This is a genomic window from Gordonia polyisoprenivorans NBRC 16320 = JCM 10675, assembly GCF_000241325.1.
GTDB classification, from domain to species: Bacteria; Actinomycetota; Actinomycetes; order Mycobacteriales; family Mycobacteriaceae; genus Gordonia; species Gordonia polyisoprenivorans.
Map to the genome: position 1 here is coordinate 1 of NZ_BAEI01000013.1, position 22,703 is coordinate 22,703.

18 protein-coding genes and 1 tRNA gene are annotated in these 22,703 nt (G+C 67.0%); 18 read left to right on the plus strand and 1 reads right to left on the minus strand.

The genetic code is table 11. The features are described 5' to 3' along the window. Positions 1–134 precede the first annotated feature (134 nt). From GOPIP_RS04805 to GOPIP_RS04890, 18 genes are all read left to right on the plus strand, one after another. Positions 135–2,162, plus strand: coding sequence for an HAD-IIA family hydrolase (locus GOPIP_RS04805; RefSeq protein WP_006368430.1), 2,028 nt, complete (start codon positions 135–137; stop codon positions 2,160–2,162). A gap of 13 nt (positions 2,163–2,175) precedes the next feature. Continuing rightward, positions 2,176–2,469: a hypothetical protein gene (locus GOPIP_RS04810; protein ID WP_006368431.1), complete on the plus strand. Its 294-nt coding sequence runs from the start codon at positions 2,176–2,178 to the stop codon at positions 2,467–2,469. Between the two features lie 29 nt (positions 2,470–2,498). Continuing rightward, positions 2,499–3,425, plus strand: coding sequence for a TlyA family RNA methyltransferase (locus GOPIP_RS04815; RefSeq protein WP_006368433.1), 927 nt, complete (start codon positions 2,499–2,501; stop codon positions 3,423–3,425). A 30-nt stretch (positions 3,426–3,455) separates the two neighbouring features. Next, the gene (locus tag GOPIP_RS04820; RefSeq protein WP_006368436.1) at positions 3,456–4,541 is read left to right on the plus strand and encodes an NAD kinase; all 1,086 of its coding nucleotides are present in this window, start codon (positions 3,456–3,458) and stop codon (positions 4,539–4,541) included. Positions 4,542–4,543: 2 nt separating this feature from the next. Further along, positions 4,544–6,292, plus strand: a complete 1,749-nt coding sequence (recN, locus tag GOPIP_RS04825) for a DNA repair protein RecN (protein WP_006368437.1) — start codon at positions 4,544–4,546, stop codon at positions 6,290–6,292. Positions 6,293–6,387: 95 nt separating this feature from the next. Next, positions 6,388–7,575, plus strand: a complete 1,188-nt coding sequence (gene steA / locus GOPIP_RS04830) for a putative cytokinetic ring protein SteA (protein ID WP_006368438.1) — start codon at positions 6,388–6,390, stop codon at positions 7,573–7,575. Positions 7,576–7,578: 3 nt separating this feature from the next. Then, complete coding sequence (locus GOPIP_RS04835; RefSeq protein ID WP_006368439.1) at positions 7,579–8,520, plus strand: copper transporter; 942 nt, start codon at positions 7,579–7,581, stop codon at positions 8,518–8,520. A gap of 182 nt (positions 8,521–8,702) precedes the next feature. Further along, the gene (pyrG, locus tag GOPIP_RS04840; RefSeq protein WP_170320173.1) at positions 8,703–10,466 is read left to right on the plus strand and encodes a CTP synthase; all 1,764 of its coding nucleotides are present in this window, start codon (positions 8,703–8,705) and stop codon (positions 10,464–10,466) included. Then, entirely contained in the window at positions 10,463–11,119 is a 657-nt protein-coding gene (locus GOPIP_RS04845; protein WP_006368441.1) for an NUDIX domain-containing protein, read from the plus strand. Before pyrG ends, GOPIP_RS04845 begins: the two co-directional genes overlap by 4 nt. A gap of 56 nt (positions 11,120–11,175) precedes the next feature. After that, positions 11,176–12,105, plus strand: coding sequence for a site-specific tyrosine recombinase XerD (gene xerD, locus GOPIP_RS04850; RefSeq protein WP_006368442.1), 930 nt, complete (start codon positions 11,176–11,178; stop codon positions 12,103–12,105). A 131-nt stretch (positions 12,106–12,236) separates the two neighbouring features. Then, positions 12,237–13,202 (plus strand): ParA family protein, encoded by a 966-nt coding sequence (locus tag GOPIP_RS04855; RefSeq protein ID WP_006368443.1) that lies wholly within the window; start codon positions 12,237–12,239, stop codon positions 13,200–13,202. Then, positions 13,199–14,053, plus strand: a complete 855-nt coding sequence (locus GOPIP_RS04860) for a segregation and condensation protein A (protein WP_006368444.1) — start codon at positions 13,199–13,201, stop codon at positions 14,051–14,053. The genes GOPIP_RS04855 and GOPIP_RS04860 overlap by 4 nt, the downstream gene beginning before the upstream one ends. Next, the gene (gene scpB / locus GOPIP_RS04865; protein ID WP_006368445.1) at positions 14,050–14,898 is read left to right on the plus strand and encodes an SMC-Scp complex subunit ScpB; all 849 of its coding nucleotides are present in this window, start codon (positions 14,050–14,052) and stop codon (positions 14,896–14,898) included. Before GOPIP_RS04860 ends, scpB begins: the two co-directional genes overlap by 4 nt. 3 nt (positions 14,899–14,901) lie before the next feature. Further along, a complete protein-coding gene (locus GOPIP_RS04870) occupies positions 14,902–15,981 on the plus strand; it encodes a pseudouridine synthase (RefSeq protein ID WP_006368446.1) in 1,080 nt (359 codons plus the stop codon). Beyond that, complete coding sequence (cmk, locus tag GOPIP_RS04875; protein ID WP_006368447.1) at positions 15,978–16,661, plus strand: (d)CMP kinase; 684 nt, start codon at positions 15,978–15,980, stop codon at positions 16,659–16,661. Before GOPIP_RS04870 ends, cmk begins: the two co-directional genes overlap by 4 nt. Before the next feature lie 5 nt (positions 16,662–16,666). Continuing rightward, the gene (der, locus tag GOPIP_RS04880) at positions 16,667–18,115 is read left to right on the plus strand and encodes a ribosome biogenesis GTPase Der (protein WP_026920080.1); all 1,449 of its coding nucleotides are present in this window, start codon (positions 16,667–16,669) and stop codon (positions 18,113–18,115) included. Between the two features lie 47 nt (positions 18,116–18,162). After that, on the plus strand, positions 18,163–18,429 hold the full coding sequence (locus GOPIP_RS04885; RefSeq protein ID WP_006368449.1) for a GlsB/YeaQ/YmgE family stress response membrane protein: 267 nt from the start codon (positions 18,163–18,165) through the stop codon (positions 18,427–18,429). A gap of 92 nt (positions 18,430–18,521) precedes the next feature. Next, a tRNA-Pro gene (locus GOPIP_RS04890) sits at positions 18,522–18,595 on the plus strand. 222 nt (positions 18,596–18,817) lie between these two features. Here GOPIP_RS04890 and GOPIP_RS04895 read toward each other — a convergent pair. Then, entirely contained in the window at positions 18,818–22,087 is a 3,270-nt protein-coding gene (locus GOPIP_RS04895) for a hypothetical protein (RefSeq protein ID WP_138944075.1), read from the minus strand. Between the last annotated feature and the right edge of the window lie 616 nt (positions 22,088–22,703).

A 22,703-nucleotide genomic window follows, 5' to 3' on the forward strand; every position in this document is an offset into this window, starting at 1 on the left:
AAATTTCAGGGATGCCCCGCAACACACATCGTGTTGCGGGGCATCCCCCATTCAACCCATCTCCCGATCGGCCGACGGTGATGTGCCCGGGGTCGGCTCGGCCGAGGCCGTGACGAGGGAATAGATTGGCAACCATGAATGACCGTGACCGCACTCGCGGCCGCCGCCAGCGTCCGGACCGAGCCGATCAGTCGGGCCGCCCTCACCGTGAGGGTCGGCCACGAACCGACGGTCCCACCGATCCTGCTCTTCCTGATGACGTCGTCGCCTCCGATCTCGACCCCGATACCCGACGTGATCTGCTTTCCCTGGAGAAGGGGACAGCGGAGCGTGTCGCGCGGCATCTGGTGATGGTGGCGGAGCTCCTATATGAAGACGCCGATCTGGCTCTGGAACATGCTCGTGCGGCTCGGCGTCGTGCAGCGCGCGTCGGCGTGGTCCGCGAGACCGCCGGCGTTGCCGCCTATAACGCCGGGCAGTGGCAGGAAGCCATTTCCGAGCTGCGCGCGGCTCGTCGGATCACGGGTAGTTCGGCACTGCTTCCGCTCATCGCCGACGCCGAACGCGGATTGGGACGACCTGAGCGTGCCATCGAGATCGCACGCAGCGAGGAAGGGCGCGCATTGCGCGATGACGAGGCCACAGAAATGCGCATCGTCGAAGCCGGCGCCCGCCTCGACATCGGGGAGCCCGAGAAGGCGTTGGTGACCCTCCAACTGGAAGACCTGAGTCCGAGCCGTACCGGCACTGCCGCAGCGCGTCTGTTCTATGCCTACGCGTCGGCCCTCGAAGCGGCCGGCCGCCTTGATGAGGCGACGACCTGGTTCATGAATGCCTCGGCCGCCGACACCGAGGATGCCACCGATGCCGAGTTCCGGTTGATGGAGATCTCGGTCGGCAGTGCCGAGCCGGATGTCGGCCCCGCCCACGAAGACCAGCAGGTCTCCGGAGCGGCCATCGCCGGGCCTGAGCCTGAGCCTGCGTCCGAGCCTGGGCCGGCGCCCCAGTCGGAGTCGCTGCGCAGTACCGAGTCGCAGCCCGGGTCTGTTCGGCAAGCGAGCGTTGCGGAGCCGGAGAGCGAGCAGGTTCCCGACGCCGCCGTGGCACCGGCCAGGGAGACCGAGCTGGTTCCCCCGCCACCTGTGCCCGCGCGCGTCGTTGACGCGTACGACGCGTTGCTGCTCGATCTGGACGGCACCGTGTTCGCCGGGAAGAGCCCGATACCTGGTGCGCCGGAGACCCTGGAGCGGATCGACGTGACGACGATCTTCGTCACCAACAACGCGAGCAGACGCCCGGATGACGTTGCCGAGCATCTTCGGTCGATGGGCTTCACGGCGACCCCGCAACAGGTCGTCACCAGTGCTCAATCGGCAGCCCGGTTGCTCTCCGAGCACCTTGAGCCCGGATCGAGAGCCCTTGTGCTCGGCACCGACGGTCTCGCCCAGGAGGTGCGCGAGGTCGGGATCGCCGTGACGCGCAGCGCGGACGATCGTCCGCTCGCCGTCATCCAGGGCTTTTCACCGGAGACCTCATGGGAGAGCTTGTCGGAGGCCGCTCTGGCGATCCGGGCAGGCGCACTGTGGGTGGCCACCAACGTCGATGCGACTCTGCCTTCCGAACGTGGGCTACTCGTCGGCAACGGATCCCTGGTCGCAGCGGTCGCCAACGCCACCGGCCAGGAGCCGCTCGTCGCCGGAAAGCCGGCCGCGCCCCTCATGGCCGACGCCATCAACCGCAGCGGCGCAGACACCCCGCTGGTGGTCGGGGATCGACTCGACACCGACATCCAGGGCGCACATTCGGTGGGCCTCGACAGTCTCCTGGTGCTCAGCGGCGTCAGCACGGCAGCAGACCTTCTCGCCGCACCACCGCAGCAGCGGCCGACCTTCGTCTGTGCCGATCTGTCGGGAGTTCTCGACCCTGCCGATTCGCTGCGCATCGCCGACAATGACGACTGGCGTATCGAGCAGACCGGCGACACGCTGACGGTGTCACCGGTGGCCGAGCCGCCCGCGACGCTGCGCCTGCTGCCATCACTGGCCGCTCGCGTCTGGGCGCTCGCCGACGCCGACGAGATCGACCTGACGGAAATCACCATCACCGCCGATGACCCGACGACCCGAAGTGCGCTGGAGGATCTGGGTCTCGGCGCCGAGTGAAGGGACGAGAGCAATGACCTTCCCCGACGATGCCTCCGCGAGGCCGGCACCGGCGATGGGGCCGACGCCGCAGATGATGCCCGGCGCGCGGCCCGGCGAGGTACATGCCGAAACCGTCGATGCCGTCGACCCCGAGTTGGCCGAATCCATCCCGGTGCGGGTGCGTGAGCTCCTCGGTCAGGTGGACGACATTCGCGAACAGTCTGGCGAGGCAATCGATTTGGTGGCCTTGGCGCGCCAGACACAACTGCTCGAACAAGCGCATGAGGTACTGACCTCGGCGTTGTCGGACGTGGACCGTCGGTGACCAGGCCAGCACGGACGAGGCGTCGCTGAGTGGCCGCGCGGGCGCGTCTCGACGCCGAATTGGTACGCCGTGGTCTCGCACGCTCACGCGAGCAGGCGCGCGAACTCGTCGACCGCGGGGCGGTCAAGGTCAACGGCACTATCGCCGCCAAGCCGGCAACCAATGTCGGTCGGGACACACCGATCGTCGTCGTCGATGACGACCGCGACGATTGGGCGTCGCGAGGAGCACACAAACTGATCGGTGCGCTCGACGCCTTCGAGCCGCAGGGCCTGACGGTCGCCGGCAAGCGGTGTCTCGATGCGGGCGCATCCACCGGAGGATTCACCGATGTGCTCCTGCGCCGCGACGCCCGCGAGGTCGTTGCCGTCGACGTCGGCTACGGGCAACTGATCTGGCGTCTGCAGAACGATGACCGCGTCGACATCCGCGACCGCACCAACGTCCGCCATCTCACCGCCGAACAGATCGGGGGTGCCGTCGACCTCGTCGTCGCCGATCTGTCGTTCATCTCACTGGCGTTGGTCCTGCCGGCCTTCGTCGCATGTGCGCGCCCCGGGGCCGACATCGTGCCGATGGTCAAGCCGCAGTTCGAGGTGGGCAAGGATCGCGTCGGTTCCGGCGGCGTGGTCCGAGATCCCGACCTGCGGGTGGAGGCCGTCGTCAAGGTGGTCACCGAGGCCGCGCGGCTCGGACTGGTCACGCGCGCGGTGACGGCGAGCCCGCTCCCGGGACCGTCGGGCAACGTCGAGTATTTCCTCTGGTTGCAGCGGCCGTCGGGCACGGTGTCGGCGTCGGACGATAGGGTCGGTAGCCGGGGCGGATCGCCGGTCGAGGGCGAGATACCGGACGCGGGTTCGGCACCCGATGTCCTCGACGGGAATGCGCTGCAGCCCGGCGTGGATCCGGACATCATCCAGATGATCAGGCAGGCCGTCGCCGACGGTCCGCGCTGAATGTCATCGCGCGAGACGAGAGGAGACCAGGTGGGCAACGCATCGGTCGCGGATTCGGTTGGCACAGGTGGTGCTTCCGATCCGGCCCGCGGGTCCGTACGGACCGGTTCCGCCCATCGCGAGTTCCTCGTCGTCGCGCACACCGGCCGCGAGACCGTCACCCACACCATCGCCGCGATCGCCCGGCACTGCGCCGAGGGCGGTGTGGCCTTACGGGTCGTCGATCACGACACCCACGTCGATCCCGACCCCGCGAGCGAGGCCCGCGCCTACCCGCAGTCGGTGGCCGATACCGGCCCGATACCGCGCCCCCCGGAACGCAACCCCCTCGATCCCGCGCATCTGCGGGAACTCGGTGCGCAGGTGGAGGTGACCTCGGGCGACCCCGATTCGGCGGAGGGATGCGAGATCGTCATCGTGCTCGGGGGCGACGGCACCTTCCTGCGGGCCGCCGAGCTGGCCTATCCCGCAGGTGTCCCGGTCCTCGGAATCAACCTGGGCCACATAGGGTTTCTCGCCGAGGGCGAGGCGAACCGCGTCGACGAGGTCATGGCCCAGCTCGTCTCCGGGGACTATCGGGTGGAACCGCGGATGACACTCGACGTCACCGTCATCGACCCGGCCGACACCAAGGGCACGCCCCAGACCAGCTGGGCGCTGAACGAGGTCGCGATCCTCAACCGGACCAGCACCGGTGTGCTCGAACTGATCACCGAGGTCGACGGCCGTCCGGTGTCGGGGTTCGGGGCCGACGGCGTCCTGGTGTCGACGCCGACGGGCTCCACCGCCTACGCGTTCTCCGCGGGTGGACCGGTGATGTGGCCCGACCTCGAGGCGATCCTGGTGGTGCCGAGCAATGCCCACGCATTGTTCGCCCGACCCATGGTGACCAGTCCGCGGTCCCGGATCGCGGTGGAGGTCGACAAGCTCGGCCGCTCCGGTTTCGCCTTGTGCGACGGCCGCCGCCGCCTCGACGTGCCCGCCGGTGCGCGGGTCGAGGTCGTGCGCAGCGACCGATCGGTGCAGTGGGTGCGGATCGACTCCGACCCCTTCGCCGATCGGCTCGTCCGAAAATTCGATCTGCCGGTCACGGGCTGGCGGGGGAGGCAGGCCTAGGAGTGCTGGAAGAACTGTCCATCGCCGGCCTCGGCGTCATCGACGGGGCGTCGGCGCAGTTTCCTCCCGGTTTCACCGCGCTGACCGGTGAAACCGGCGCGGGCAAGACCATGATCGTGACCAGCCTGCGTCTGTTGGCCGGCGGACGCGCCGACGCCGGGCGGGTTCGCTCCGGTGCCGCGAAGGCAACGGTCGAGGGGCGCTTCCGTGTCGCCCATCCCGATCGGGGGCCCGATGGTGAGGTCGCCGACCTCCTGGAATCCACCGGCGCCGACCTCGACGACGACGGCACCGTCATCGCGATCCGCACCGTCAACGCCGACGGCCGATCCCGCGCCCATCTCGGCGGACGTTCGGTTCCGGTGGGCGCGTTGGGCAAACTCGTCAGCTCGGTGCTGACCGTGCACGGTCAGAACGACCAGCTACGACTGCTGCGACCCGACCGTCAGCGCGCGGCACTGGACACCTTCGCCGGAGCGAAGGCGGCCAAGGCGCTCGCCGCCTATCGCAGCGCACGAGCCGAGTGGCTGGCAATACTCGACGAGCTCGACGAACTCCGCGCCAACTCCCGCGGACTCGCCCAGGAGGCCGACCGACTGCGCTTCGGGATCGACGAGATCGCAGCGATCGACCCACAACCCGGTGAGGACGACTCCCTCGCCGACACCATCCGACGACTCACCGATCTCGAGTCGATCCGGTCCGCCGCATCGGGCTCGCACGAGATCGTTGCCGGCGAGTCGGGGTCGGTGATCGAGGGCCTCGGCCAGGTGCGGTCGATGCTCGAGGCGGCCGCCGACGATGAGCTCAAACGTCTCGCCGGCCGCGTCGGCGAAACACTGACGGTCGTCACCGACATCGGCGACGAACTCACCGCGTACCTGTCGGCGCTACCGACCGACGCCGATTCGCTCGACCAATTACTCTCCCGCCAGGGCGAATTGAAGTCGCTGGTACGCAAGTACGCCCCGGATATCGACGGGGTGATCGACTGGCGCACGCAGGCGCAGATCCGACTCGAGCAGATCGAGGACCCCCAGGGCAGCGTCGACGACCTCGAGCGGCGCGCCGCCGCGGCGGCCGAGGTCGTCGCCGAGGCCGCGGCCACCCTGCACCGCATCCGTGCGAAAGCGGCCACGACGATGGCCGGCAAGGTGTCCAAGGAACTCGCCGGGTTGGCGATGGGTGACTCGACGCTGTCGGTCGAGGTCGGGCTCGAATCCGCCGACGCCGATGACCGGCTCGCCATCGAGGTCGACGGGCAGCGGGCGCACGCCGGCACCGACGGCGCCGACCGCGTCGAGTTCGCCCTGGTTCCGCACAAGGGCGCCCGCCCGCTGCCCATCGCGACCTCGGCGTCCGGCGGTGAGCTGTCACGAGTGATGCTCGCTCTCGAAGTCGTTCTCGCCGAACCGACTTCGGGCTCGGTGATGGTGTTCGACGAGGTCGACGCCGGAGTGGGGGGACGCGCGGCGGTGGAGATCGGCCGTCGTCTGGCCCGGCTGGCGCGCGCTCACCAGGTCATCGTCGTGACCCACCTCCCGCAGGTCGCCGCGTTCGCCGACAACCACCTCGTCATCGGCAAGAGCGCGAGCAAGGGTGCGGTGCAGACGAGTACCGTACGTGCGCTCGACCGCGACGAGCGGATCGCCGAACTCGCCCGGATGCTCGCCGGCCTCGGCGAATCCGATACGGGCAAGGCGCACGCCGAAGAACTCCTGACAACTGCTGAGACAGAAAAAGGCTCCTGAGTCGTTCGGTGTTCTTGATGCGTGTGTGACAAAAGTTGCCATTGTTGCGGCGCGCCTCCCGCAGCCGATGCGCGGAGCGGTCAATCATTGCCGTCATGAAGATGCCTGCACTGCTCGCGCGGAACACCGAAGAACTGCCTGGCGTCATTGGTATCGCCAGAATCGACAAGAACACCAAGCGCCTCCTCGAACGGGTGGGGCCGGGTGACATCGCGATCCTCGACGAGGTCGATCTCGATCGCGTGACCGCCGACGCGCTCGTGGAGGCGAACGTCGTCGCCGTCGTCAACGCATCCCGGTCGATCAGCGGCCGCTATCCGAATCTGGGTCCCGAGGTGCTGGTGGCCTCCGGCATCGTCCTGCTCGACGAAGTCGGCCCGGAGGTCTTCAAGCGGGTCAAGGACGGCGCCAAGCTCCGCGTCCACGATGACCGCCTGATGGTCGGGGACCGGCGTCTCGCGCGCGGCACCACGCTCGAGGAGCACGACATCGCGAGCATGATGATCGACGCCAAGACCGGACTGGTCGACCATCTGGAAGCGTTCTCCGGCAACACGATCGAGTTCATCCGGAGCGAGTCACCGCTTCTGATCGACGGTGTCGGCGTGCCCGATGTGGACGTATCGCTGGCCGGCAAGCATGTGGTCATCGTCGCCGACGGACCCGATCGCGGAACCGAACTGCGCTCACTCAAGCCGTTCATCAAGGAGTACTCGCCGGTTCTCGTCGGTGTCGGTGCCGGCGCCGACACCCTGGTGAAAGCGGGCTACAAACCGGCGATCGTCGTCGGCGACCCGGAACAGATGAAGGCGGCGACCCTGCGGTGTGGTGCGCAGGTCGTGCTGCCCGCCGACACCGACGGACACGCCCCCGGCCTCGAACGCATCCAGGACCTCGGCATCGGAGCGACGACTTTCCCGGCCGCCGGAACCGCGGCCGATCTCGCGTTGCTGCTCACCGACTTCCATGGTGCCGACCTCATCGTCACCGCCGGCTACGGCGGGTCCCTCGACGACTTCTTCGACCGCTCACGTCGTGAGTCGACGCCGTCGACGTTCCTGACCCGGCTCAAGGTCGGACCCAAACTGGTCGACGCCAAGGCAGTCGCGACGCTGTATCGCAGCCGGGTGTCCGGCGCCGCGATCGCCTGCGTCATTCTCGCCGCGCTGATCGCGGTCATCGCCGCGGTGATGCTCTCGAGCGCGGGACCCGAGATCACCGATTGGGCTGTGGCCCAATGGAACCACTTGTTCGAGTGGGCCCGGGGAGTCTGGAACAGGTAGGGCATGATTTCACTACGCCAGCACGCCATCTCGTTGGTGGCGGTGTTCCTGGCCCTCGCGCTGGGGTTGTTCCTCGGTTCGGGGTTCGTGGGCGATCGCGTCAATTCCCTGACCGGTACGAGTCGCGACCGGATCGGCGACCTCGAGCAGCAGCGCGACGGTCTCAACGATCAGGTGAACGCCGCCAACAGCTTTGACGCCGCGATCGCTCCGCGGCTGATCGCCGATCAGCTCAAGGGGCACGCCGTCCTCGTCGTCACCACGCCCAACGCCGCCGACTCCGACGTCGACGCCGTCAAACAGTCGTTGTCGACCGCGGGCGCAACGTTTTCCGGGCAACTCGGCCTCACCGACAAGCTCGTGCGTGACGACAGCGCCGAACAGGTCCGCACCATCGTCGACCAGACGATTCCCCCGGGCGCGACACTGCGTGCGGAACTGACCGACTCGGGTTCACGCGTCGGGGATCTGTTGGGGACCTTGGTGATGCATCGCAGCGATCAGAACGCTGCCGCGGTTGCCGATCGGCAGACCGGGCTGCAAACCCTGCGTGACGGCGGGTTCCTGACCTATGTCGACAACGCGATCCGGCCCGCCGATCTGGTGGTGTTCATCTCCGGCGATGCGCTGCCGGAGAATTCCGGCGCCCAGGGGCAGTTGGTCGCCCGGCTGGCCGCCGCGATGACCGCGCGCGCACAGGGCGGCGAGCTCGTCGGTCGCAGTGGTTCGGCGACGGGCGTGTCACCGATAGCGGTGATCCGTTCGGACCCGGCGTTGCGCAACGCGATCACGACGACCGACAACGTCGATGCGCAGACCGGCCTGATCACCACCGTCCTCGCGCTCGACGAGGAGAGTCAGGGCCGCTCCGGTTCCTTCGGCTCCGGTCCGGGGGCGACCGCGATCACCGTCGGCGCGCAACCGGCCCAGTCGCAACCGGCCTGAGCAGTCGAAGCGCCGCGCACCACACGCCCGCATCGTCACCCGCGATCCGACGTCTGCCGCGACACGCGGGGCTGCCCGCCCCGTCGGTGTCGTGGCAGGCGTGAGGCGGCTGTGGTGTTACCCTGGAGTCCCGTAGGTGAGCAGGCTTTGATGACCTGATCCGGCCGACGGGAGAAACGGTTTTGCGACCACTGCGCGTTCATACGGGCACCAAACACATTTTCGTGACGGGCGGAGTCGCCTCGTCCTTGGGTAAGGGCTTGACCGCCTCGAGTCTCGGTCAGCTCCTCACGGCCCGCGGTCTGCGGGTCACCATGCAGAAGCTCGATCCCTATCTCAACGTCGATCCGGGAACGATGAATCCGTTCCAGCACGGTGAGGTCTTCGTCACCGAGGACGGCGCGGAAACCGATCTCGACGTCGGACATTACGAGCGCTTCCTCGACCGCAACCTGTCGCAGTCGGCGAATGTGACCACCGGACAGGTGTATTCGAGTGTCATCGCCAAAGAACGACGCGGCGAGTACCTCGGCGAGACGGTGCAGGTGATCCCGCACATCACCGACGAACTCAAGTCGCGGGTCCTCGCGATGCGTGAACCCGGTGACGACGGCGAGGCACCTGACGTGGTGATCACCGAAATCGGTGGCACCGTCGGCGACATCGAGTCACTGCCGTTCATCGAGGCCGCCCGCCAGATCCGCCACGACGTGGGGCGCGACAACGTGTTCTTCCTGCATGTGTCGCTGGTGCCCTACCTCGCACCGTCGGGTGAGCTCAAGACCAAACCCACCCAGCATTCGGTGGCCGCGCTGCGCAACGTCGGTATCCAGCCCGATGCGCTGATCCTGCGGTGCGACCGCGACGTCCCCGAAGGTCTCAAGAAGAAGATCGCGCTGATGTGCGACGTCGACATCGAAGGCGTCATCTCCACACCCGACGCGCCGTCGATCTACGACATCCCCAAGGTGCTGCACAGCGAGCAACTCGACGCCTACGTGGTCCGCAAACTCGGCCTGCCCTTCCGCGACGTGGACTGGACCGAGTGGGGTGAGCTGCTCAACCGGGTGCACGAGCCCCGGGAGACCGTGCGAATCGCGTTGGTGGGCAAGTACGTCGACCTCCCCGACGCCTACTTGTCGGTGACCGAGGCGATCCGCGCCGGCGGCTTCGCGTGGCGTGCGCGCACCGAGATCAAGTGGGTGCCGTCGGACGAGTGCGCCACATCGCAGGGTGCACAGGCCGCGCTCTCCGACGTCGACGGCGTCCTCATCCCGGGAGGCTTCGGGATCCGCGGCATCGAGGGCAAGGTCGGCGCGATCAGTTATGCCCGCCGTCGCGGTATCCCACTCCTCGGGCTGTGCCTGGGCTTGCAGTGCATCGTCATCGAGGCGGCGCGCTCGGTGGGACTCGACCATGCCAGTTCCGACGAATTCGACCCGGACACACCGCATCCGGTGATCTCCACGATGGCCGACCAGCACGATGCGGTCGCCGGTGAGGCGGATCTGGGCGGAACCATGCGTCTCGGTGCGTATCCGGCGACGCTGAAAGCGGGTTCGGTGGTCGCCAAGGCGTACGGCACCACCGAGGTCTCCGAACGCCACCGTCACCGCTACGAGGTGAACAACACCTACCGCGACACCATCGCCGAGTCCGGGCTGGTGTTCTCCGGAACCTCGCCCGATGGGCATCTCGTCGAATTCGTCGAGTACCCACCCGAGGTGCACCCGTTCCTGGTGGCCACTCAGGCGCACCCGGAGCTGAAGAGCCGGCCGACGCGCCCCCACCCGCTGTTCCGGGCGTTCATCGACGCGGCGCTGAAATACAAGGCAGCCGAACGGCTTCCGGTGGATCTGGGCGACTACGACGCGCCGCAGGCCGAGAACGACGAGTCCCAGGTTGCGACCGCCGTGGCCGTCGACGCCGGAGGCGATCGGGCTTGACCGGCACCTCCGATGGCGCCGGAACCCACGACTTCGGGGTCCGTGGTTCACGCCTGGTGTACGAGGGAGCGATCCTCGCGTTACGGGTCGACGAGGTCGCGATGCCCGGTGGCCGAACCGCCGAGCGTGAGGTCGTCGAGCACTTCGGCGCGGTGGCCGTCGTTGCCCGGGACGCGCAGGGTCGGATCGCGATGGTGCGCCAATACCGGCACCCGATCGGGCACCGTCTGCTCGAACTGCCCGCCGGGCTGCTCGATCAGGGCGGTGCCGAAACGGCGGTGGACGCCGCCCGGCGCGAACTCGCCGAAGAAACCGACCTCGCCGCCGATCGGTGGCGGGTGTTGGTCGATCTGGATCTGTCACCGGGTTTCACCGACGAGGCGTTACGCCTCTACCTCGCCGAGGGTTTGCACACGCTCACCGCGGCCGAGCGCACTGATGAGGAAGCCGACATGTCGATCGAGTGGATCGCCACCGACGAAGCGGTCCGCAAGGTGTTCGCCGGCGACATCGTGAACGCGACCAGCGTCGCGGGCATCCTGGCCGTTGCGGCGGCCGATCGCGGCGAGGTCACGTTGCGGCCGGTTGAGGCACCCTGGCGCGACGAGCCGAGTGCCTTCCGCGCCCGACGGGAGCGGGGCGCGCACCAGTAGGCCTCGACCGGCGGGCCACGCCGGGTCGGGAGTGGGATCGGGAGCGAGGAGTCGGCATGACCGAGCAGGAGGGCATCGACGCGGCGATCACCCGCTATCTCGATCACCTGACCGTCGAACGCGGCGTTGCGGCGAACACACTGAGCTCCTATGGTCGCGACCTCGGACGGTATCGGCAGTATCTGCGTGCGCGGAAGATCGACGATCTCGCCGACGTGGCCGAGGCCGATGTCCGTGAGTTCCTCGTCGCGTTGCGCAGAGGTGCCCCGGAATCCGGGGAACGACCGCTCGCGGAGAGTTCGGTGGCGCGAACCCTGGTGGCCACCAGAGGTTTTCACAAGTTCGCCGCGGCGGAGGGGCTCGTCGCCGACGACGTCGCCCATGCGGTACGGCCGCCGAGCCCGGCCCGCCGGCTGCCCAAGGCGTTGTCGGTGAGCGACGTCGAACGCATCCTGGACGCCTCCGGAGCCCCCGATCACGCACGCGCGCTCCGCGATCGGGCACTCCTGGAACTCCTCTACAGTTGCGGCGCACGCATCTCCGAGGCCACCGGGCTCGATCTCGACGACATCGACACCGACACCCGGGCGGTGCGGTTACACGGCAAGGGTGGCAAGGAGCGGGTGGTTCCCGTCGGCGGGCCGGCCATCGATGCTCTCGAGGCATATCTGGTGCGCGGACGTCCGACACTCGTGCACCGGTCGACCGCGGCACTGTTCCTCAACGCCCGCGGGGGTCGGCTCACCCGTCAGGGCGCCTGGCAGGTGTTGGCGTCGGCGGCAGAGCGCGCCGGACTCGAGGGCGCGGTGTCGCCACACACCCTGCGGCACAGTTTCGCCACCCATCTCCTCGACGGTGGAGCCGATGTTCGCGTGGTCCAGGAACTGTTGGGGCACGCGTCGGTGACGACCACTCAGGTCTACACACTGGTGACGGTGAACACGATGCGCGAGGTGTACGCGACCGCGCACCCGCGGGCGCGGTGATACACGGTCGGCGACGAACGTCCATGGTTGCGGCGATGCTCCACGGGATCGTCGGCGCGACCCACTAGGCTTTGGTGGAGGTCCGGGCCGAAACGGCCGGGCCGAGACGACAGAAAGGGGGCTGCGCAGCGGTGAGTATCTCGAGCACCCGGCGACCCAGCGCCCACTTCGACGACCAGTACCGTCTCGAGGTTCCCAGCGGCGCGGACATCGACGAGACCGATCACCGCACCGCCCGGGTCCCGGCCGATGATCAGATCGGTCCCACCGGTCGTCCCTACCGTCCCGTTCCCGAACCGACCCCGCTCGATCGGCACGGTCCGGCGACGGTCATCGCGGTCTGTAACCAGAAGGGCGGGGTCGGCAAGACCACCTCGACGATCAATCTGGGTGCGGCCCTCGCCGAGTACGGCCGCCGCGTCCTGCTGGTCGATCTCGACCCGCAGGGTGCGCTGTCGGCGGGTTTGGGTGTGCCGCACCACGAACTCGACGAGACCGTCTACAACCTGCTCGTGCCGCCGCACGCGCCGACCGACGAGGTGTTGATGCGCACCCGGGTCGACGGCCTGGATCTGCTGCCCAGCAACATCGACCTCTCGGCCGCCGAGATCCAACTGGTCACCGAGGTCGGCCGCGAGCAGGCTCTCGCCCGTGCGCTGCATCCGGTCCTCGACCGTTACGACGTGGTCCTCATCGACTGCCAGCCGTCGCTGGGTCTGCTCACCGTCAACGCCCTGGCCTGCGCCGACACGGTGCTGATCCCGATGGAGTGCGAGTACTTCAGCCTGCGCGGACTGGCGTTGCTCACCGACACCATCGAGAAGGTCCACGACCGCCTCAACATGCGTCTCGACGTCGGCGGAATCCTGGTGACCATGTTCGACGCGCGCACCCTGCATTCCCGAGAGGTGATGGCGCGGGTCGTCGAGGTGTTCGGCGACAAGGTGTACGACACCGTCATCGCGCGCACCGTCCGCTTCCCGGAAACCAGTGTGGCCGGCGAACCGATCACCTCGTGGGCGCCGAAATCTGCTGGAGCACAGGCTTATCGGGCCCTGGCTCGCGAGGTCATCGCGCGCAACGTCAAGCAGGCATGAGCGAACCGAGCGACGTCGGCGGGGCAGATGCTGCTCCCGACTCGGCACCGGCTGAGCCGGACTCCGGTTTTCGCGTACGTCTGGCGAACTTCGAAGGCCCCTTCGACCTGCTGCTCAACCTGATCAGTCAGCATCGCCTCGACGTGACCGAGGTGGCGCTGCACGAGGTGACCGACGACTTCATCGCCTACACCCGGGAGATGGGTCCGGAGTTGGGGTTGGAGCAGACCACCGAATTCCTCGTGGTGGCCGCGACGCTGCTCGACCTCAAGGCCGCACGCCTGCTGCCGTCCGGGGAGGTCGACGATCCCGAGGATCTCGCCCTGCTCGAGGCACGCGACCTGTTGTTCGCGCGGCTCCTGCAATACCGTGCGTACAAGCAGGTGGCGGCGCTGTTCGGCGAGTTGGAAGCCGCTGCACTGCAACGGTATCCGCGTGCGGTGTCGCTGGAGGAGCGTTACGCCGATCTGCTGCCCGAGGTGACGTTGGGCGTCACGCCCGGAGGGTTCGCCGAGGTCGCCGCGGCGGCGTTGCGGCCGCGGCCGACACCGACCGTGGGGCTCGACCACCTGCATGACTCACACCAGGTGTCGGTCCCGGCGCAGGCGCAACGGATGGCGGGGCTGTTGGCCGACAGCGCCCCCGGCGAGGGGCTGACCTTCGGTCAGCTCGTCGCCGGCTGCGCCAACGCGCTGGAGGTGGTCGGCAGCTTCCTGGCGTTGCTCGAACTGTTCCGGGAACGCGCGATCACGTTCTCTCAACCCGAGGCGCTCGGTGACCTGCGGGTGCTGTGGTCGGGGGAGCGTGAACTCGACGATCTGAGTTTTGACAAGGCAGAGGACTACGGATGACCGAGCCGCACGATGCACCGGCCCCCGAGCGGGCAGCCGACGACCCCGGACACGACGACCCTGGACACGACGACCCTGGACACGACGGCCGGGGACCCGGGGACCAGGGGCACGGGGACCACACACCCGAGGCCACCTCCGAGCCCGGGCAGGGCGCCCTCGACGTCGCCACCGACGAGACCGTCGACGACGCGGAACTTCGCTCCGCACTGGAGGCCCTGCTGCTCGTCGTCGACACACCGGTGACCTCCGACGAGCTGGCGAACGCGATCGGCGTCGACGCGCTGCGGGTCCGGGAGATGCTCAACGAGATGTCGGCGGAGCTGACGTCAGCGCACAGCGGAATCGATCTGCGCTTCGCCGGGGACGGCTGGCGGTACTACACGCGAGCCGACTACGCGCCCTACGTCGAGCGACTGCTGCTCGACGGAGCGCGCTCGAAACTGACCCGCGCGGCGCTGGAAACCCTGGCGGTGATCGCCTACCGGCAGCCCGTCTCGCGGGCGCGGGTCAGTGCGATCCGCGGCGTCAACGTCGACGGTGTCATCCGGACCCTGGTCGCGCGCGGACTGATCAACGAGGTCGGAACCGATCCGCAGACCACCGCCACCACCTACGGCACAACCGAACTGTTCCTCGAACGACTCGGCCTCGCCTCACTGGAGGAACTGCCCGATCTCGCACCCCTGCTGCCCGACGTCGACCTCATCGACGACCTCGATGAGGAACTCAACTCCGATCCCCGATTCGCCAAACTCGCGGGTAAAGCGTCAGACTCAGAGGGGGCACCCGACGGCACATCGCCGATCGGCGTCGCCGACGACGACCTCGAGAATCAGGACTGAGATATGGCAACCGCTGGCCGGGACGGCACACCGGGACGACGCAGGACAGACAAGAACAGCAAGTCAGACAAGAACGGTAGGGCGGACAGAAACGCCACGCCGCGCGGCAAGGCCACCGGCGACGGTTCGCGGGCAGGCAAGGCCGCGAGCGGTCAGCGTGGCGGCAAGCCGGTGGGTAAGGGCGCCGGCGGCGCGGGTGCCCAGCAGCCGGCACACGCCAAGAAGCGGCACCGCAAGGGGAGTTCGCAACCGGATGTGAAGGCCGGTCGGATCCGGCTCAACAATGCCCGACCCGCACGGCATCAGAGCCCGACGCCCGACGTCGAGGAGCAGGGTGCCACCTATGTCGCCGACGGGGTGCGCCTGCAAAAGGTTCTCGCGCAGGCCGGTGTGGCCTCGCGGCGCGGCGCCGAGGAGCTCATCGCCGCCGGGCGTGTCGAGGTCGACGGCGAGATCGTCACCGAGCAGGGTCTGCGGATCAATCCCGACACCGCGATCATCCGGGTCGACGGTGCCCGGGTCATCATGGACGAGACACGTCAGTACCTCGCGCTGAACAAGCCCAAGGGTTGGCAGTCCACCATGTCCGACGACCAGGGGCGCCCCTGTGTCGGCGACATCGTCGCCGAGCGGGTCATGTCGGGTCAGCGACTCTTCCACGTCGGCCGGCTCGACGCCGACACCGAAGGTCTGTTGCTGCTCACCAACGACGGTGAATTGGCCAACCGTCTGATGCATCCGTCCTATGAGGTGCCCAAGACCTATTTGGCCTGGGTGCGCGGTGAGGTGCCCCGATCATTGGTGCGCACGCTGCGTGACGGGGTCGAACTCGACGACGGGCCGGTCGCCGTCGACGGCTTCACGATCCTCGGTGTGCACCAGGGTGAATCCCAGGTCCGAATCGTGTTGCACGAGGGTCGGAATCGGATCGTCCGTCGGCTGATGGAGGAGGTCGGATTCCCGGTGCAGGCGCTGGTGCGAACCCACATCGGTACCGTGGCCCTCGGCGAACAGCGGCCGGGAAGTCTGCGGGTGCTCGGACGTGACGAGGTCGGTGCGCTGTACAAGGCGGTCGGCCTGTGAACGGCGGCGTGATCGCGATCGACGGTCCCGCCGGAACCGGCAAGTCGAGTGTGTCGAAGTTGTTGGCGCACAAGGTCGGCGCGCACTTTCTCGACACCGGCGCGATGTATCGCGCGGCCACTCTCGCGGTGCAGCGGGCCGGGGTGGATCCCGCCGACGCGGATGCGGTGGCCGCAACCGTCGACGCCGCCGATATCGTCTTGCGTCCCAACGGAGACGGCTCATCGCGGGTGTTCCTCGACGGTGAGGACGTCAGCGGTCCGATCCGCTCCGATGCGGTCACCGCCGCCGTCTCCGCGGTGTCGGCGGTCCCGGCCGTGAGAACCAAACTCGTTGCGCTGCAACGCCACCAGGCCGAATCGGAGCTGCTGGTGGTCGAGGGTCGAGACATCGGTACCGTGGTGTTCCCCGACGCCGCGATCAAGATCTTCCTCACCGCATCACCCGAGGCGCGGGCCGAACGCCGGCACCGCCAGAACCTCGCCGCGGGACGGCCCAGCGACCACGCCGAAGTCCTTGCCGCGGTGAACCGACGCGACCATCTCGACTCGACCCGCGCGGTGTCCCCGCTGCGGCAGGCCGACGATGCGGTGCTGGTGGACACCAGCGACATGACCTTGGACCAGGTTCTCGACCGGTTGGTCGAACTGGTCCGCGCACGGATCGGAGTTGCCTCGTGACCGACATGTCCGACGCCACCGGCGGCACAGCCGACGCGCTCGCCCTGCCCGGCGACGGTACCTGGAGCGATGAAACCGAGTGGGATCTCGGCGACTTCGACGACGTCGAGGAGTTCGGTGAGGCCGAACGGGTACCCGAGGTGGCCATCGTCGGTCGCCCGAACGTCGGCAAGTCGACTCTCGTGAACCGTATCCTCGGCCGCCGTGAAGCCGTCGTCGAGGACATCCCCGGCGTTACTCGTGACCGCGTCTCGTATTCGGCGACGTGGTCGGGCCGCCGGTTCACCGTCGTCGACACCGGCGGTTGGGAACCGGATGCGAAGGGCCTGCAGCAGGCGGTGGCGGCGCAGGCCGAACTCGCGATGCGCACGGCCGACGTGATCGTGCTCGTGGTCGACGGGACGGTCGGGGCCACCACGACCGACGAGGCCGTCGCCCGCACGCTGCGCCGATCGAAGACCCCGGTCATCCTGGTGGCCAACAAGATCGACAGCGAGCGGCAGGAGGCCGAGGCGGCCTCACTGTGGTCGCTGGGACTCGGTGAGCCACACCCGGTGTCGGCGGCGCACGGTCGAGGCGCCGGCGATGTCCTCGACGTCATCCTCGAGCGGCTGCCGCATACGCCGCGGGAGGACGCCGGTATCCGGCTCGGCGGGCCACGTCGGGTCGCGCTCGTCGGGAAACCGAACGTCGGCAAGAGTTCGCTGCTGAACAAGCTCGCCGGGTCGCAACGCTCGGTGGTCGACAATGTTGCCGGCACCACCGTTGATCCGGTGGACGAGTTGATCGAGCTCGACGGCAAGACGTGGCAATTCGTCGACACCGCGGGTCTGCGGCGCAAGGTCCGCACGGCCAGCGGTCACGAGTACTACGCATCGTTGCGGACGCGGTCGGCGCTCGACGCCGCCGAGGTGGCGATTCTGTTGATCGATGCCTCCGAGCCCATCACCGAGCAGGACCTGCGTGTGCTGTCGATGATCATCGACTCCGGTCGAGCGCTGGTGATCGCGTTCAACAAGTGGGATCTGGTCGACGAGGACCGTCGGTACACCCTCGACAAGGAGATCGACCGGGAACTCGCGCGGGTGCCGTGGGCGCGGCGGGTCAACATCTCGGCGATGACGGGCCGAGCCGTGCAGAAGCTGGTGCCTGCGCTCGAAGGCGCCCTCGACTCGTGGGACAAGCGGATTTCGACAGGGCCGCTGAACAATTGGCTCAAGGAGGTCATCGCGGCCACCCCGCCGCCGCTGCGCGGCGGACGCCAACCGCGGGTCATGTTCGCCACCCAGGCCGCGGTGCGGCCACCCACATTCGTGTTGTTCACCACAGGATTCCTCGAGGCCGGCTATCGCCGCTTCCTGGAGCGCAGACTGCGCGAGCAGTTCAATTTCGATGGTTCGCCGGTGCGGATCAACGTGCGGGTGCGCGACAAGAGGGATCGCCGCAAACGCTGACCAGTCGGGTCCGAGATCGCCGGATTGCCCTGTGACATACTCCTTTCGTGCTCATCTTGGCAATCATCGTGTTCGGAATGGTCATCGGCGCTCTCGCCCAACTGCTCATCGGCGGCAAGAACATGTGGAACATCGACTGGGGTCTCGCGATCGTCGCGGGTCTGGTCGGATCGTTCGTCGGTGGACTCCTGATCAGCTTGATCTCGGGTGACGGGATCAACTTCCGCCCCAGCGGGATCATCGGGTCGTTGATCGGCGCACTGATCGTCACCGGCGGTTGGGTCTGGTACAAGAAGCGCTCTGCCGCTTCCTGATCAGTGTCCTGACCAGCCGATTGGCTCCCCGGGCGGATCGTCGGCTAGTCTCATCTACGCCCTGATGACGAGAGCTTCTCGGATCACGGCAACGGGCTGTGGCGCAGTTTGGTAGCGCACTTGACTGGGGGTCAAGTGGTCGCAGGTTCAAATCCTGTCAGCCCGACAACCAGAAGCCCCCTCTGACCAGGTTCGGAGGGGGCTTCTTCGTATTCGGAGGTCTTCCTGGCGTGGGAGATCACGACGAGGTGCTTGTCGAATCGGACATCTCTGAACCGCAGCTCTGATGTCCCCGGGGATTGCGCGGCGAGCATGACGAAGTCGCTGTAGGGCTGCCGAACTTCCGGAGGAAGTCAGCGGTCTGCAGACGCGTCGGGCGCCGTGGTGGTCAGTGGAGTCCACGCCTAAAGCGCTCGGCGCCATCCTCATTGCGCCGTGCGTCGCGGTCGTACGAAGCGGCGACTCGCCGGAACAGGGCGGCCGTTCTTGGCGCGGTGTCAGCGAGCGCCTCTGCTCTGGCTCGGTAGTCGGCGGAGAGTTGGAGCTCCTGATCCCCACCGTCTTCCAGGCCACGGCTTGTGATGCCGCGACTGTTCACTATGTGCAGGTAGAGCCCCGTTTCGATGTGCTCGAGCTGCACGTCTTCTAGAAGGTCCCTAACAACGACGCCCGGCCATGTGCCGCCGTCTGGGTCCGGCGGGGTGTGCCCAAGTACCTGACCGAACTGTTGCAGGCCGACTTCTGTCCGACCACGTTCCGCCAAGAGCTCCATCGCCCTGTCGAGCCAGGATCGAAGCACTTCAGCGTCCATGGAGCCGTCTACGAGCCCGGGCGGCGAATCCCATGCATGGAGGAGGCGGTAGGCGTTGGTTGCCATCGATACGTCGCGTTGTTCGTCGTCAGGATGGTGCTCAACTCCCTCTACGTCCTCCGCCCCTGGTCGAGCGCGAAACACGAGACAGACCATTTCGACGAACTCGTCTGGATCAGCGGCCAAACTCTCGGACAGCGCTGGGATCTTCGCGTCATAACCCAGCGCAGGAAGGTACGCCCACTGGAGGCGGGCAAGCTCGCCAGGATCAAGATGGTCGCGCATGGCTTCGAGGTAGGCGAAGAGCTGTTGGAAGTCGTAGGTCTGCAAGCCGCGCGCGGCGGCAGATTGGGCCTGATCCGCCAAGAATCCGTCGAGCGCTCGCACGATGAGCTTCGCGCCCTCCGAGCGTGGCCCGTCCTTCTCCATGTGGGAGTACATGCTCATCAGGTGCAGGACGTCGGCATGGCGGCCGGCAAGGATCAATCGGTCGGCAACTTCGTCGACCTTGTCGAAGTCGTGACCCAATCCGAGGGGCTGAAATGCCATCCAGTAACGAGTCTCAAGTTCCTGGTCCGCAGCCGCTAGGGCCCAAACTTCCGTGAGATTTTCTCGTGCAACCAGGAGCAGTCGGGCCCTCTGCTCGATAGTGAGGTCGTCCCGTGCGAGGAGGCCCGTGATGAGGTCGAACCCGTCGAGCGCGTAGCGGGCCGAGAAGTACGACATTGCGGTCTCGGCGAGATCGTCTGGGCCCTCGATCGCCAACCAGCCGAGGAGTTCCGAGTCATACGATGATCCAAGGTGCGCAAGGGAGATGCCGACGGCCCCGGGCACGGTCGCATCGCGTGCCAACTTGGTGATGGCGTCCAATCCGCCTTCGGCTTCGATCTCCTTGATCGCTTCGACGCGCAGGCGCCCAAGCTCGCGTTCAAAGCCTTCGTGGTCATCCAATCGCCGAGCGCCGATGTGCGGTGTGTATGACTGGAACAGTCCGACTAGTCGGAGATAAGCAGACTCGGGCTGATACCGAGTCGCTAGCGAGTCGAGCTTGGCCAGCTCCTCTTCTGGCAGCGACCAAGCGGCATCCGTGAACTCTCGATGACGCCCAATGAGGTCGGTCAGTGATCGCCACACCGAGTCCCTGAAGTCAGACGCGAGATCAGCCTGGTCTGCAATCGAATCGAGTGCCGCGACCACACGCTCCCGATCCGCTGGTGCCATGGCTGACGTTCGATCGAGGATTGTTGCCCACCGCTCAGCGTCTGCACCTGCGTCCTCGATGGAGCGCTCGACTGCCGCGGTAGTCGTCATCCATATCTCGCCATACGTTACAGACTGATTGTTCGGCCTCCACGTCCGGAAGACGGGCGCGCTGATCGGAAAGTGAACCCCGCTATGGCTCTCAGGAAGCATGCTGCATTCCAACTTCCACGCGGCGTCAGGATGCCGGCGGCGCAACGAGTCGAGCACCGCGATACGTCGGTCGGGATCGACAGAAGAGTCGGGATGCCACGGTCGATAGATCGCAGCTAGCGACGCGGCCGGACGGTTCGACATTCGACCGCCAGGATCGATCTCGTCGAGACGTGCAAGGACAGCGACCGCGCGCCCGAAGTAGTCGGGGCACCACGACAGACGCTCAAGAGCCCACAGCAAATTGGTATGAGGAGCGCCGCCAGAGAAGAGGCTGGACTCATCGGTGCTGTCTTGGAACATTGTCGCCAACAACGGCTCCTCGCCCGTAGTTGCTGCGCTCACAGCATCGAGGAACGCCTCTGGACCAGCCTCAGCGATCAGCGGCAAGATGTCGGCGAGAGATTGCCAGGCACGTCCTGTCGGGTCTGCCGATGCCCACTCCAGCAGCTTCCTGACCAGATAATTGGCGAACCCTGCACCCGATGCTCCGCCCGACCAGGTCACGGTCCCGCCGTATACACCCAACAGGGCCAGCGACTGAGCGAGGCCGCGGCGGAGATCGCCTGAATAGCGTCGGACCTTACCGTCGATCGATGCTCGCCAACGCTGGTCCCGCGGCAGATCAAGGGCCGGGTCCCCCTCCGCCAAGACCATCTCAACAACACTCTCGAATCGCTGCATGTCGTCGTACGTCAGCTTTGACACCAACAGCATCCACGCATCTACGGCTGAGACGAGATGCCATGCACCATCGGTCCGGATCGCTAGGGGATCGGTGGGATTATCGACGATCCCTGTAATCGAATCCCTAAACGTCTCGTAGTCGACCCCGGTCAACGCCTCGATCATCGAACGATCGCCTGCTGCGTTGTCTCCCCATGAGCCGGCCAAGAGGATCGATCGGAAGTTCCGTGAGGGAGTTGTGTCAGCCCACGCCGGCCGATGGAGTGCGGCCTGGATGGCGATGTTTCGACGCAAGGCTGTCAAGCTGCGACGTCCGAGTCTGCCGAGCGTGTCGGCCCTCTCGCTGTCTTCGATGCCTGCGGCCTTCAGCGCGTCTGCCAACACGGACGGGTCCAACGGCGGAAGTATGACGTCCGCGCCTTCCTCGGCGACGAGCGGCACGCAGAAACTGTGGACCGTTCCGGTCGGAATCTCCCTCGCCAGTTCGGGCGTGCGAGGGACCAAGACGAGCGGTTGAGATGATGCGGCCAACTGCCTCCAAGTGGATATGTCGTCAACGAATGCAAGCCGAGCAAGCATCTGTCCCTTGCCCTGCTCGTCGCGATCCACGGCGACCGCAGCAACGAAGGCGCAGACCTCTTCCAATGACGCGCCGGCCACCGTGGTAATCGAACCAGACGTCGCCGCTCGGTCTTCAACCTCCTGTGCTGCATCCGTTCGGCCCGCGAGCACGGCTCCCGAGGTCAATGCCGGATTCGTTTGCGCCGCCCAATCACGCCACCACGTCAATCCGGTTCGGAGCCCGCGCGGCGAGAGACCTAGTTCCTCGGAAAACCATGCCCACGTGATTGGCGCTGCTTCGAGCCACGTCTCAATGTCATCTAGGCCCAGTGCCCTAACGTCCCTCCAGACTTTGTCGCCACGTTTACCCCTCGCCCAAGATGCGCGGGCAGTCCACGGCCGCAAGATCACTTCCACGTAAGTGCAGTCTCCGGTGGCGGTGCCATCCGGGGTGGCGGCGCGCTTGACGTAGTCCTCATCCGCCTTCGTGTTTGGGCTTGAGTTGACTGACAACTCCCAGACGGAGAGGCCCTCAGGAACCCACGCGGTGGCATCCGTTGTGCGGATAGAACCATCCCAATCGCCCGCCGCGACGCCCTCGCCAGCGGGCATACCGAGTTCCAGCAGCCCCGGGGTGGTCTCGAGGACGAGACGCCGCACCAGTCGCGGGAACTCGGACTGCGCTGAGCGCGTGTCTGCCCAGTTCTGCAGCTTGCTGCGATCGACGTATCCAGGTCGAGTCACCGTTGGCCCGACCGTTCAAGTTCAACTGAGTCCATACCATCAGGCTAATTGGCCTTAA